The organism is Paracoccus actinidiae (assembly GCF_030863885.1).
Classification (GTDB): Bacteria; Pseudomonadota; Alphaproteobacteria; order Rhodobacterales; family Rhodobacteraceae; genus Paracoccus; species Paracoccus everestensis.
In genome coordinates this window covers 3758259-3770729 of record NZ_CP132956.1, presented here as the reverse complement: position 1 = coordinate 3770729, position 12471 = coordinate 3758259, and the positions used below count along the sequence as shown (strand labels likewise).

Below are 12471 nucleotides of genomic sequence, written 5' to 3'. Positions count from 1 at the left end.
CGACAAGGAGGTTGCCATGCCGCTGGCCATGAACAAGGACGTCTTCATCACATGCGCCGTTACCGGATCGGGGGCGACACAGGACCGGTCGCCGCATGTGCCGCGCAGCCCGAAGCAGATCGCCGAGAGCGCCATCGCGGCAGCGAAGGCGGGGGCCGCCGTCGTCCATTGCCACGTGCGCGATCCCGATACCGGTCAGCCGTCACGCAGGCTTGATCTCTATCGCGAGGTCACAGACCGCATCCGCGACGCCGATGTGGACGTCGTCCTGAACCTGACCGCCGGCATGGGCGGAGACATCGTCTTCGGCAATACGGAAGCACCCTTTCCCGTCAACCCGGCAGGAACGGACATGGTCGGTGCCACCGAACGCATGGCCCATGTCGTCGAATGCCTGCCGGAAATCTGCACGCTGGATTGTGGCACGATGAACTTTGCCGAGGCCGACTATGTCATGACCAACACCCCCGGAATGCTACGGGCGATGGGCAGCATGATGTCAGCCCTAGGCGTGAAGCCGGAAATCGAGGCCTTCGACACCGGCCACCTGTGGTTCGCCAAGGAACTGGTGCGTGAAGGCACGCTGGCTAGCCCCGCCCTTGTGCAGCTGTGTATGGGCGTTCCCTGGGGTGCGCCGAACGACATCAACACCTTCATGGCGATGGTGAACGCAGTGCCCCAGGATTGGTGCTGGTCCGCCTTCAGCCTCGGCCGCGATCAGATGCCCTATGTCGCGGCAGCGGTGCTGGCCGGCGGCAATGTCCGCGTGGGGCTCGAGGACAACCTGTGGCTGGGCAAGGGGCAGCTTGCCACGAATGCCCAACTGGTCGAACGTGCCGCCACGATCATCGAACAGCTGGGCGCGCGCGTCATCGGCCCGCAAGCCGTGCGGGACAAACTGGGACTGGTGAAGCGCGCACCTAAGGGAGTGGCGGCATGAGCAAGGCAGCAATCATCGGCGGCGGTGTGATTGGCGGCGGTTGGGCCGCCCGCTTTCTGCTCAACGGCTGGGACGTTGCGGTCTACGACCCCGATCCGCAAGCCGAACGCAAGATTGGAGAGGTGCTGGCCAATGCCCGCCGCGCATTGCCTGCGCTTTACGATCGTGCCCTGCCAGCGGAAGGACAGCTGAGCTTCCACACGGATCTGGCCGATGCCGTGGCGGGCACGGACTGGGTTCAGGAAAGCGTGCCTGAAACACTGGCCTTGAAGCATCGCATCCTGCCGGCGATCCAGCAGGCGGCCGGGCCCAACGCCGTGATCGGGTCCTCAACCTCGGGTTTTAAGCCATCGGAACTGAACGCGGCGGGCACCAGGGCCATCGTTGCCCACCCTTTCAACCCGGTCTACCTGCTGCCGCTGGTCGAACTGGTGGGCGATCCGGCGACTTGCGCCCGCGCGGCCAATATCCTGCGCGGCATCGGCATGTATCCCCTGACCGTCCGAAAGGAGATCGACGCCCATATCGCCGACCGATTGCTTGAGGCCGTGTGGCGCGAGGCGCTGTGGCTGGTCAAGGACGGCATCGCCACAACCGAAGAGATCGATGAGTCGATCCGCATGGGGTTTGGCATCCGCTGGGCGCAGATGGGGCTGTTCGAAACCTATCGCATTGCGGGCGGAGAAGCCGGAATGGCGCATTTCATGGCGCAGTTCGGACCTGCCCTGTCCTGGCCCTGGACGAAGCTGATGGATGTGCCGGAATTCAACAACGAGCTGGTTGAACTGATCGCGTCGCAGTCGGACGCGCAATCCGGGCACCTCTCGATCCGCGAACTGGAACGGCTGCGCGACGACAACGTGGTTGGCATGATCCGGGCTCTGCGGCGCACCGGTAGCGGCGCGGGCGGCGTCGTGCGGAAGCACGAGGAGAGCCTCTCCGGTCTTGGCGAACGAGGCGGCCTGCCCGTGACTGCAGCGCGCCAGGTTCCCGTGAGCTGGACGGATTATAACGGCCACATGAACGAGGCGCACTACCTGGAGGCCGCATCGCTGGCGACCGACAGCTTTATGCAGATGATCGGCGCAGATGCTGACTATGTCGCCGGTGGACGGAGTTATTTCACAGTCGAGAACCACATCCGCTACCTGGACGAGATCCATGCAGGCGACCGTCTGATTGTTACAACGCAGGTACTGTCGGGCCAGGGCAAGCGGCTGCACCTGTTCCACCGCCTGTGGCGGGGTGACGACACCTTGGCCGCGACGGTCGAGACGATGCTGATCCACACCGACCTTTCCACGCGCCGCAGCAGCGAGCCCGATCCGGCGGTTTCGGACCGCCTCTCGGCTTGGGTTGCGTCCCATGCCGGGCGCGACGCCGATGGTGCCGGGCGTTTCGTGGGACAGACTGCCCGGCGATCCTAGCAGCCGGAACCAGGAAGGGCGGACACGATGGACCAGGTTGCGGTCTTTCAGCCATCCGGCCAGCCGCTGGCCGTGACGATCCTGGTCCTGCCCGACGCCTCGTTGATGAGCATGGCGGCGACGCTGGACCCGATGCGGGCGGCGAACCGGATTTCAGGGCAGCCGCACTATTCCTGGAAGGTCGTGTCGATGGACGGCCGATCCATCAGGACCAGTTGCGGCCTATCGCTGCAGGCGGATGGCCGTTTTGAGCCGCATGAACGTTGCGACGTTTTGATCGTGGTCGCCGCCTTCAACGTCGCCAAGCACGCCTCGGCCCCGGTTCTGACCGCGGTGCGGCAGGCGGCGCGACGTGTCCACATGATCGGGGGCGTCGAGGCAGGAAGCTGGGTCTTGGCGATGGCCGGCCTTCTGGATCAGCGCAGGGCCACGACCCATTGGGAAGACTTGGAAGACTTCGCCGCCCGCTTTCCGCAGGTTCGTGTGATCCCCGACCGCTGGGTGGTGGATGGCGCGGTCTTCACGACAGGCGGCGCGGCGCCGGCGCTTGATTTCATGCTGGCGCTGATCCGCTCCCGGCAGGGTTTTGGCGCGGCCCTGAACGTCGCGAGCCTTTATGTCTATGACGAAGTGCGCCTGCCCTCGGACGCGCAGCCGTTGGTGTCGCTGGGGCGCGACAGCCGCCTTGACCCGCGGCTGGCTTGCTCGATCCAGATCATGGAGCAGCATATCGACACGCCGCTTACGATCCATGAAATCGCGCAGCGTATCGGCTGTTCGATCCGCACGGTCGAGATGGTGTTTCGCAGGCTGGCCCAGTGCTCTCCAGCCGCCTATTACCTGTCGCTGCGGCTGCAGGCGGCCCGGCGTCTGGTCACCGATACGCGCCTGTCCATGGCGGACATTGCGGTGCGGACGGGATTTTCGTCCATTGCGTCTCTATCGCGGGCCTTCCGGCGGCAGTTCGGGCAGGCACCCTCTGCCGCCAGACGAGGATCACAGACCTAGGCTGGCCTTGGCGGCTTCCAGACCAGGCTGACCGTCAACCGTGGTCACGTCCTGAAGCCACGCGTCCAGCACGGCGGGGTTTTCCTTCAGCCACTGCCCTGCTGCCTCGCTCCCTTCCATCCCGTCGTCCAGGATATGGGACATCATCACGTCCTCTGCCTCGACGGTGAAGGAAAGATTCGACAGGAACTTGCCCAGGTTCGGGCATTCCGCAGACAGACCCTTGCGCGTATTCGTCAGCACGGTCGCCGCGCCGTCTTTTGGGCCGAACATATCGTTGCCGTCGGTCAGGTATTCAATGTCATAGCGCACGTTCATAGGATGGGGACGCCAGCCAAAGAACAAGATGTCGCCCTCTGCCCCGATAGCGCGCTCGACCTGGGCAAGCATCCCCTGTTCGCTCGATTCGACCAGTTCGAAATCGCCCAGTTCGAAGCCGTTGTCCTCGATCGTCTTCAGGATGGTCGTGTTCGCGCTGCTGCCGGATTCGATGCCATAGATCTTGCCGTCGAGCTGGTCCTTGAACTTGGCAATGTCGCCATAGGTCTTCAACCCGGCTTCATAGGTGCTGGCCGGAACCGCAAAGCCGATCAGGGCCCCTTCCAGATTTGCGCGGACCACCTCGATATCGCCGGCTTCGACGAGTGGCTTCTGGATCGGCTCTTGCAAGGGCATCCAGTTGCCCAGGAAGATGTCTGTGTCCCCCTGCTTGAGCGACTCAAAGGTCACGGCGACCGACAGAACCTGGACTTCGGGCTGATAGCCCAAGGCCTCCAGTACCATCGTCGCGGCCGAGGTCGTGGCAGTGATGTCGGTCCAGCCCACGTCGGAAAAGCTGGGAGCCCGGCATTGGTCGGGTTCCGCTGCATGAACCTGTGGCAGGAATGCGAAGGATGCGAGAAGGGTGGCGGCGATCTTCTTCATGGTTATCTCCTCCGGGGTTGGTGTCGGATGCTGGCAGTCCGCTCCGATCATGCAGGAAGGATAAGGTGTGAGACAGCCTATGGTTAGCAAATCGCGCAGGGTTCTTTTCAGGATGCGCATCATTGTCGGATACGTCAGCCCCAACACAGCGAGAGTCTCCGCAGAGGCGGAACGAAACTGCGGCACGGTGCCAATACAACGGTTCCGCAATGAGGTCAGCAATAGCTGGTGGGAGCGGAATACCGGGGGTTATGGAAGCTTTTGGAGCGCAAGAAAGGAAGTTCGTAAGCAAAGAGCATCAGTGTTCTTTATTGGTGATCAACTTCGTGCCTCCGTTTCAAGCGTCGTAGGCCGGATGACGCTCCGGGCTACTCTCGGTACGAACCTGCGCGACGGGCCTACGACCCTGTGATCATGTAAGCTTTGAGCGTGGTTGGTCCATGCTTTCGCATGCCGGGAACAGATAGATGGCGCAAAGGTTTATGTCACGAATCGCGCCTCGAAAGGCCCCTGACACACCTTCTATCACTTCGAGAGGGTGAATCATGCGGTCAAAAAGGGCGCAAGCCGATTGATAGAGCCAGACCCTAGGCGCCCCAGGCTACATCATGAATGCGGATTAGGGCGGCCACCTGCTCGGGCGTCAGTATATTGTGGGTCGTCCTGCGCAGCAGCATGGCGAGGCGGGCGGTGGCCTCAAGTTCCTCGATGGCGTTGCAGGCGGCTTCCAGGTCAAGGCCCGCAACGACCGGGCCGTGATTGGCCAGCATCACGGCCGACCGCTTGCCTGCCAGCCCGCGCACCGCATCGCCAATGGCAGGATCGCCGGGGCGGAAATAGGGCAGCAGCCTGACCCGGCCCAGTTGCATGACAGCATAGGGCGTGATCGGCGGCAGGAAGTCATCTGCATCCACATCAGGCAGCGTGGACAGGGCGACCGAGTGGCAGGAATGCAGGTGGACCACCGCCGCCGTCCGACCCCTTGTTTCATAAAAGGCCATGTGCAGCGGCATTTCCTTGGTCGGCTTGTCGCCGCCGATATGCACGCCCGCCGCGTCGAACCGCGACAGGCGGGCCGGATCCAGCCTCCCGAAGCTGGTTCCGGTCGGGGATACAAGCAAGCCGCCGTCTTCGGTCCGCGCGCTGATATTGCCGGTTGATCCATGTGTCAGGCCCCGGTCGAACAGAGACCGGGCCAGGGTGCAGATGCGTTCGCGCAGGGCGGCATCGCTCATCCAGCCAGCCTTTCGGCGGCCTTGGCAAAGAAATCCTCGGCTCCGAAATTGCCGGATTTCAGGGCAAGCACCAGGGTATCGCCCGCCCGCATGGCAGGGACGCCGGGGTCGATTTCCGGACCGATCTCCAGGTTCTCGATCCGCAACCGCTCGACTATGGCGCCCGAGGTTTCGCCCCCTGCGGTGATCAGGCGGGTGACGCCGCCTGCGATCAGCAGGCGCGCGCAATCCGCGAAAAAGGCATCCAGCCTGTGCGCGACCGCCTCGGTTCCATGGCGGGCCTGCACAGTGCGCACGGCATCAGGGTCGGCCGAGGAATAGATCAACGGCAGGCCGTCCTGCGACAGCGCCCAAGCTGCGGCATCGCGCGCAGTCATGTCGTCGCGCAGCAGTGCCTCGGGGTTGATCTCCAAGGCCGGGCGGCCGTCTGCGATGTGCCGCGCCACCTGTCCCCGTGTGGCGCGCGAACAGGATCCTGATAGGGAGGCGACCGGGCCTGCCTGACCGCGCCAGCGCGGGCGTTCGGCGGCCAGCAGTCCCTGGGCGCGGAAGTTACCGGGCAGACCAAGCGCGATCCCCGATCCGCCGGTCAGCAGCACCTGATCAGCCACGGCCTGCCCTAGGGCCACCAGATCTTCGTCCCTAATCGCATCGGTGACAACGAACCGGTGCGGCTGTGCAGACAGTGCCGCGCGCAGGGCACCAACCCCCTGCCAGACCGTCGCGGCAGGGATATGGCCCACGCTTTCGCGCGTCTGACGGGCCAGCCAGCGGCGCAGGTCGGGATCGGACATAGGCGTCAGCGGGTGATCCTGCATCCCGCTTTCGGACAGCAGACGGTCGCCCACGAACAGATGGCCCTGCCAGATCGTCCGCCCTGTCGCCGGAAAGGCCGGGCAGAAGATCACCCGGTCCGCGTTCAGCGCATCGGCCAGAGCCTCGGCAACAGGGCCGATGTTGCCCCGAGGCGTGGAATCGAACGTCGAGCAATATTTGAACAGGAACTGTCGGCAGCCCTGCGCCCGCAGCCAGTCAAGCGCCTCAAGCGACAGGCGCACGGCATCGGCCACCGGCAGGGTGCGCGATTTCAGCGCGACGATGCCTGCCTCGACATCCGGGGCGGCGGGGGTGCCCGGCGTGCCGGAATATTGCACCACCCGCATGCCCGCCTTGACCAGGGTGTTGCCCAGGTCGGACGAGCCGGTGAAATCGTCCCCGATACAGCCCAGCAGCATGTCAGGACCAATCCGTCACGGCGTCCTGCGCCGCGCGCAGGCGGTACAGTTCGGATCCCGTATCCAGATCGACATCGCCGCACAGGATCATCTGTCCCTCCTTTACGTCGCGTTTCAGCCTGCGCCCCGACAGAAGATAATAGGGGATCGGCGTGTTGTGCGACAGCGCCCGTGCCGGGGTCATGCGGCCCGAGACGTTCTGGATCGTATGGTGATGCCCCTCGGCAACCAGCAGACTGCCCGTCGGCAGGTCGGCATCGGCATGGGCGGTCAGGTCCATCACGGGCCGAGGGCGTTCAGCGCCGGAGGACACGCCCAGCAACGCGACCTCGAAGATGGTCGTTGCTGCTTCCATCCCCAGCAGGTGGCGCGGCAGGCCGATCATCGCGGTGCGGCCGTTGCGGGCAACGACATGGCCCTTGTCGCGCAGCATGGCCCAGGTTTCATCATCCTCGCAGGCGACGGTGACAAAGACGCCGCCCGCAAAGCTGGCCTCGCCCGGAAGGCGCAGGCAGTTGAACACGTCAAGCTGGCCTTGGCCGGTCAGCAATCCCCCATCCGCGACAGGGGCCATCAGGTCGGCCAGTTCGGTGATCCGCGCGACGGGGGCGTGGTAATCTGGACGGTCGGGCGCCATGTTCAGGGCATTGGCGACAACCACCATTTCGCACAGGTCGGGAACGGCGCGCTGCGGCAGGTTCGCCAGGCGCGCACGCGCGGCCACGACCTCGGCCCAGGGCCGGTCGCCCGCGTCCAGCCAGTCGCCAAATCCCGGCGCATCCACGGTAACACCGTTGCTGGTGATCTTATCCGTCGCGGGGTTGAAGACGAAATCATATTCGCTGGACTTGCCCGCCGCGATGATCCGCAGGCCGCAGACCTGCGCCCAGGTGGCAAGTCCGATCAGCAGGCTGGGTTGATCCCCGTCGATGGGCGAGACGACGACGCCCCGTTCCGCCGCCATCCGGGCCAGCATCGGGCCTGCGACGCTGTCGGTTTCCTTTGTGACCATGACAACATGCTTGCCTGCGCCAATAGCCAGACGCGCATGGCGGGCACCCGCCTCGGGGTTGCCGGTGGCTTCCAGCACCACATCGACGGGCAGATCCGCCACCATGGCCAGGTCCGCTGCGGCAATAGCCCGGCCCGCATCCCAGGCGGCACGCGCCGCCGCCGCGTCCGTGCATTCGGCGATGTCGCTGACCCCGACCGAGGTCAGCACAGCCGCTGCGACAGCCGCATCCCGGTCAACCGCCACGCGGCAGCTCAGCCCGTTCACGTGCCGCGCCTGCGCCAGAAAGCTGCGCCCGAAACCGCCGGTGCCGACGATGACGCATTCGACCGTCCGGGCGCCAAGCCCCGCGAAATAGCGATGATGGTTCATGTCGTTTTCCTTATTCCACCGGAACCCGGCGCCGGAAGCGCGATCCCAGCGTTACCAGCTTGGGCAGCACCAAAAGCATGATGCCGATGGCCATGATGCTGCTGACCAGGGGGTTCGCGAAGAAGATCCCAAGCGACCCGTCCGACAGCACCATCGACTGGTGAAAGGCATTTTCCGCCTTGTGGCCCAGCACCATGGCCAGGACCAGCGGCGCCAGCGGATAATCCAGGCGGCTGAACAAGTATCCCACCAGACCGAAGATCAGCACCAGCCACAGGTCGAAGGTCGCATTCGACACCGTATAGGCGCCCACAAAGCAGATCGCGACGATCATCGGGCCAATGATGGTAAAGGGAATGCGCAGCAGGGCCGCGAACATCGGCACGGTCGCCAGGACCAGAACGACGCCGATCAGGTTCGACACATACATGCTGGCGATCAGGCCCCAGACGAAATCGGGCTGCGTCGCAAACAGCATCGGTCCCGGCGTCAGGCCCCAGATCATCAGCCCGCCCATCATCACGGCAGCGGTCGCGGACGACGGCACCCCAAGCGCCAGCATCGGCAGCATCGCGCAGGAACCCGCGCTGTGATCGGCGGTTTCCGGGGCGACGATGCCTTCCGGGCGGCCGGTTCCGAAAGCCGCGCCCTTGCGGCTGGATGACCGGGCGATGCCATAGCTCATGAAGGACGCGGCGGTCGGGCCGCCCGGCGTGATTCCCATCCAGATGCCGATCAGGCCCGACCGGATATAGGTGGCCCAGTAACGCGGCAGTTCGGCGATGGTCTTGAACACGTCGCGCAGGTCGATCTTGGACGCCACGCCTCGAAAGCGCAGGCCTTCCTGCACGGTGGACAGAAGTTCGCCGATCCCGAACAGCCCGATCACGACCACCAGGAAGCTGATCCCGCTGAGAAGATCGTCGAAGCCGAAGGTCAGGCGGATCGACCCGGTCACGCTGTCCATCCCGACCGATGCCAGCAGCAGGCCGGCCGCCAGCGAGACAAGCGTCTTCATGGGCGCCGCGCTGCCCATGCCGATAAAGGCGGCGAAGGCCAGGAAATAGACCGCGAAATATTCGGGCGCGCCGAACTTTAGCGCGAATTGCGAGGCCCATCCTGCCAGCAGGGTGATGACAATCACGCCCAGCAGCGCGCCGAAACCTGCGGACATGAAGGCCAGCGTCAGCGCGCGGGTCGATTGCCCTGACCGCGCCATGGGATAGCCGTCAAAGGTTGTCGCGACCGATGAAGGTTCGCCGGGAATGTTGAACAGGATGGATGTCGTGGACCCGCCGAACAGCGCCCCCCAATACATCGACGACAACAGGATGATGGCCGAGGTCGGGTCAAGCGCAAAGGTCAGCGGGATCAGCAGCGACACGCCGTTCGGCGCGCCCAAACCGGGCAACACGCCGACGATGAGGCCCATCATCACGCCGCCGACCATCAGCATCAGATGCATGGGCGTGATGGCGATGCCAAAACCGTGCATCAGAAGATCGAAGTTTCCCATATCCGCCCCCGTTCAATAGATGCCCAGAAGCGGCTCGATCGGCCCCTTCAGCAGCGGGAGCCTGAAGATCGCCTCGAAGATCAGGTACAACGAGACGGCAAAGCCCGCGCCCACGCCAAGCGCCAGCGGCAGGCGGTAGCCGCCCTGACGCCACGCGCTCCAGGTGATGTACAGGATAGAGCCGACATAGATGCCCATCGTCAGGGTGACGACCACAAAGGCCAGCAATGCGGCGATGAAGATGCCCAGGCGGCGGGCGCGTTCGCCGTCGAGGAACGATTCCTCGACTTCGCTGGAATGCGCGGAATGATGGGTGGCGGCGCGGTGTTTCAGGAAGGCCGAGACTCCGTTCCACAGGCTGGCACCAATCAGGATGAGCCCGACATAGAACGGAAAATAGCCCGCCTGCGGGCCGCTTTCCGTCCAGCCGCGCCCCAATTCCGACGCGCCGATCACGCCTGCGGCGCCCAAAAGCCCCGTGGCGATGGCGGTGCCAAGTTCGGCATGAAAGACCTTGACGGTCATGGTTCCCCCCCTTTGATGGTCGCGGCAGGCGCCGAACCCTTGTGGATCCGGCGCCAGGCAGTCAGGTGCTTATTGGGCGGTCCAGCCCTCAGCTTCGAAGACCTTGACGGCATTGGCCTCGCTGGTTTCGATGAACTTGGCCAGTTCGTCGCCCGTCAGGAAGGATGCCGACTGCGAGGTCTTGGCAAGATAGTCCTTCCAGTCCTGGCTTTCCGCGACTTTCTGCAGCGCAGCCTGGTAATAGGCCACCACCTCGGGATCGGTCCCTGCGGGCAGCCAGACGGTGCGCGGCATCTGATAGCTTTCGATGTCCACACCTTCTTCCTTGCAGGTCGGGATGTCGTGCCAGCCCATGTCGCCGCTCACCGGCTCGGATTCAGCCATCCGTTCAGGCGCGAAGACGCACAGCGGACGGATTGCGCCGGCCTGCCACTGTCCCGCGTTTTCATTGGGGTTGTTCACGTTTGCCGCAACATGGCCGCCCGCCAGCTGCACGCCGACTTCGCCGCCGCCGTTGAAGGGAACATACTTGAAATCGGCGCCAGTGGTCTGTTCGATCAACGCGACCAGGGTTTCGTCGGTGTCTTTGGACTGGCTGCCGCCGACGGGGATGGTGCCGGGGGCTTCCTTGGCCGCGTTCACCAGATCGGTGATGGTCTGGTAAGGACTGTCAGCCTTGACCCAGACCAGGAACTCGTCAAGCGCCAGGGCTGCCACGGGCTGAAGATCCTCGACCGAATAGGCCAGCTTGGCGACATGGGGCAGCAGATAGACATTGTTCGTCCCGAAGATCAGCTTGTGTGGGTCGCCTTCGTTCTGGCGGGCATACAGGAACGCCTCGGCGCCCGATCCACCGCCCTTGTTCAGCACCACGATGGGGCTTTCGACGATGTCGTCGCGGGTCAGCACGGCCTGGATGGTGCGGGCAAAGTTGTCGGTGCCGCCGCCCGCGCCAGATGCGACAATGAACTCAACGGGACGGCTGGGGGCGAATTCCGCAAATGCGGGCGCGGCCAGCAGCAGCGCAGTTGCCGCCAAAAGGCCGGCTTTGGTCTTGGTCATGGGTGTTCCTCCTCCGGGGAAAAAACCGGCCCCGGTCAGGGCCGGAAACTGGTCTTATTCGGCGACAAGCGCCGCCGCACCCGCCACATCGGCCGTGGCCCAGTCGGCGGACAGGGGACGGGGGTCGCGGGGTGGGTTCAGCTTGGCCAAACGCGCACCCAGCAGGGCGGCTTGCATCGTGGCGCCCAGATCCGCGCGGCCCTGGCCCGCGATATCAAACGCCGTGCCATGGGCAGGGGTGACGATTGGGAAGCCGTAACCTGCGATCAGCGTCACGCCGCGATCAAAGCCCATCAGCTTCATCGCGATCTGGCCCTGGTCGTGATACATGGTCAACACCGCATCGAATTCGCCGCGCACGGCGCGCACGAAGACGGTGTCGGACGGGATCGGACCCTTGGCGTCGATGCCTTCGGCCGCGCCAGCGGCCACCGCGGGGGCGATGATGTCGTCATCCTCGGTCCCGAAGTTGCGGCCATCGCCCGCGTGCGGGTTCAGGGCCGCCACGCCGATGCGGGGGTTCGGCTTGCCCGCCCCGCTCATCACCTCATGCGTCAGGCGCAGGCTGCCCAGGATCCGCTCGATGCTCAGCCTGTCGGCCACCTCGCGCAGGGGGATGTGAGAGGTGACGCGGGCGTTCCAGACCTCTTCCAGGACGTTGAATTCGCGGCCCGACCGGTCGGTGTCCAGAACGCGGTCGATAAAGCCGATCTCATCGACATAGGCCGGGCGCGCAAGGCGCATGGAATGCTTGTTGAAAGGCGTGAACATCACCGCATCGGCAATGCCCGCACGGGCTAGCCGCAGGACGACCGCGAAGTTCTGCAAGGATGCCGCGCCTGTTTCCGGGCTGGATCCACCCAAGCTGACGCGGTCGGCTGGGATGTTGCCCAGATCGACCAAGACGTGACCCGAGGGCAGGCCGTCCGACACCCGGTTTGCCGGGATCACCGGCAGATCCAGTGTCACACCGGCATGGCCCGCGCCCATCTTCAGGACACTGGCATCGCCCACCACGACGATGTCGTTGCCCGACATGGCCGGATCGGCCAGCAGCCTGGCCGCGAGTTCCGGCCCGACACCCCCGGCGTCACCGATTGCCAAAGCTATTCGCATTCCCGATTCTCCGTCCTCTATGTAACATTCTGTATGCAGAATTTAGTATCAAATCCACTTGTTTCTGGACGGTGCCGTCTGGCCTTTTGGTCAGCTGGC

11 protein-coding genes are annotated in these 12471 nt (G+C 64.5%); 3 read left to right on the top strand and 8 right to left on the bottom strand.

Features of this window, described 5'->3' with window-relative positions; all coding sequences use genetic code 11:
* The first annotated feature begins 16 nt into the window (after positions 1-16).
* From bcoG to Q5701_RS18675, 3 genes are read left to right on the top strand one after another with little or no spacing between them, the layout of a single operon-like run.
* Positions 17-940 carry a 3-dehydrocarnitine:acetyl-CoA trimethylamine transferase BcoG gene (gene bcoG / locus Q5701_RS18685; RefSeq protein WP_306752468.1) on the top strand — a complete coding sequence of 308 codons (924 nt, stop codon included), beginning with the start codon at positions 17-19 and terminating at the stop codon, positions 938-940.
* Positions 937-2367 (top strand): carnitine 3-dehydrogenase, encoded by a 1431-nt coding sequence (locus Q5701_RS18680; protein WP_306752467.1) that lies wholly within the window; start codon positions 937-939, stop codon positions 2365-2367. Before bcoG ends, Q5701_RS18680 begins: the two co-directional genes overlap by 4 nt.
* A 27-nt stretch (positions 2368-2394) precedes the next feature.
* The gene (locus Q5701_RS18675) at positions 2395-3375 is read left to right on the top strand and encodes a GlxA family transcriptional regulator (RefSeq protein ID WP_306752466.1); all 981 of its coding nucleotides are present in this window, start codon (positions 2395-2397) and stop codon (positions 3373-3375) included.
* Here Q5701_RS18675 and choX read toward each other — a convergent pair.
* From choX to Q5701_RS18635, 8 genes are all read right to left on the bottom strand, one after another.
* Positions 3364-4299, bottom strand: a complete 936-nt coding sequence (gene choX, locus Q5701_RS18670; RefSeq protein ID WP_306752465.1) for a choline ABC transporter substrate-binding protein — start codon at positions 4297-4299, stop codon at positions 3364-3366. The two genes, Q5701_RS18675 and choX, sit on opposite strands and share 12 nt — an antisense overlap.
* A gap of 587 nt (positions 4300-4886) precedes the next feature.
* On the bottom strand, positions 4887-5534 hold the full coding sequence (gene otnC / locus Q5701_RS18665; protein ID WP_306752464.1) for a 3-oxo-tetronate 4-phosphate decarboxylase: 648 nt from the start codon (positions 5532-5534) through the stop codon (positions 4887-4889).
* Positions 5531-6769: a 3-oxo-tetronate kinase gene (gene otnK, locus Q5701_RS18660; RefSeq protein ID WP_306752463.1), complete on the bottom strand. Its 1239-nt coding sequence runs from the start codon at positions 6767-6769 to the stop codon at positions 5531-5533. Before otnK ends, otnC begins: the two co-directional genes overlap by 4 nt.
* 1 nt (position 6770) lies before the next feature.
* A complete protein-coding gene (locus Q5701_RS18655) occupies positions 6771-8153 on the bottom strand; it encodes a Gfo/Idh/MocA family oxidoreductase (protein WP_306752462.1) in 1383 nt (460 codons plus the stop codon).
* Positions 8154-8163: 10 nt separating this feature from the next.
* Positions 8164-9669, bottom strand: a complete 1506-nt coding sequence (locus Q5701_RS18650; RefSeq protein WP_306752461.1) for a tripartite tricarboxylate transporter permease — start codon at positions 9667-9669, stop codon at positions 8164-8166.
* Positions 9670-9681: 12 nt separating this feature from the next.
* A complete protein-coding gene (locus tag Q5701_RS18645) occupies positions 9682-10194 on the bottom strand; it encodes a tripartite tricarboxylate transporter TctB family protein (protein ID WP_306752460.1) in 513 nt (170 codons plus the stop codon).
* A gap of 69 nt (positions 10195-10263) precedes the next feature.
* The gene (locus tag Q5701_RS18640; protein ID WP_306752459.1) at positions 10264-11256 is read right to left on the bottom strand and encodes a tripartite tricarboxylate transporter substrate binding protein; all 993 of its coding nucleotides are present in this window, start codon (positions 11254-11256) and stop codon (positions 10264-10266) included.
* 54 nt (positions 11257-11310) lie between these two features.
* Positions 11311-12360 (bottom strand): 4-hydroxythreonine-4-phosphate dehydrogenase PdxA, encoded by a 1050-nt coding sequence (locus tag Q5701_RS18635; RefSeq protein ID WP_306752458.1) that lies wholly within the window; start codon positions 12358-12360, stop codon positions 11311-11313.
* Positions 12361-12471 lie beyond the last annotated feature (111 nt).

Excerpts from the sequence above, each read along its gene's own strand:
- bcoG (WP_306752468.1), top strand. The coding sequence starts at position 17 with ATGCCGCTGGCCATGAACAAGGACGTCTTCATCACATGCGCCGTTACC.
- Q5701_RS18680 (WP_306752467.1), top strand. The coding sequence starts at position 937 with ATGAGCAAGGCAGCAATCATCGGCGGCGGTGTGATTGGCGGCGGTTGG.
- Q5701_RS18675 (WP_306752466.1), top strand. The coding sequence starts at position 2,395 with ATGGACCAGGTTGCGGTCTTTCAGCCATCCGGCCAGCCGCTGGCCGTG.
- choX (WP_306752465.1), bottom strand. The coding sequence starts at position 4,299 with ATGAAGAAGATCGCCGCCACCCTTCTCGCATCCTTCGCATTCCTGCCA.
- otnC (WP_306752464.1), bottom strand. The coding sequence starts at position 5,534 with ATGAGCGATGCCGCCCTGCGCGAACGCATCTGCACCCTGGCCCGGTCT.
- otnK (WP_306752463.1), bottom strand. The coding sequence starts at position 6,769 with ATGCTGCTGGGCTGTATCGGGGACGATTTCACCGGCTCGTCCGACCTG.
- Q5701_RS18655 (WP_306752462.1), bottom strand. The coding sequence starts at position 8,153 with ATGAACCATCATCGCTATTTCGCGGGGCTTGGCGCCCGGACGGTCGAA.
- Q5701_RS18650 (WP_306752461.1), bottom strand. The coding sequence starts at position 9,669 with ATGGGAAACTTCGATCTTCTGATGCACGGTTTTGGCATCGCCATCACG.
- Q5701_RS18645 (WP_306752460.1), bottom strand. The coding sequence starts at position 10,194 with ATGACCGTCAAGGTCTTTCATGCCGAACTTGGCACCGCCATCGCCACG.
- Q5701_RS18640 (WP_306752459.1), bottom strand. The coding sequence starts at position 11,256 with ATGACCAAGACCAAAGCCGGCCTTTTGGCGGCAACTGCGCTGCTGCTG.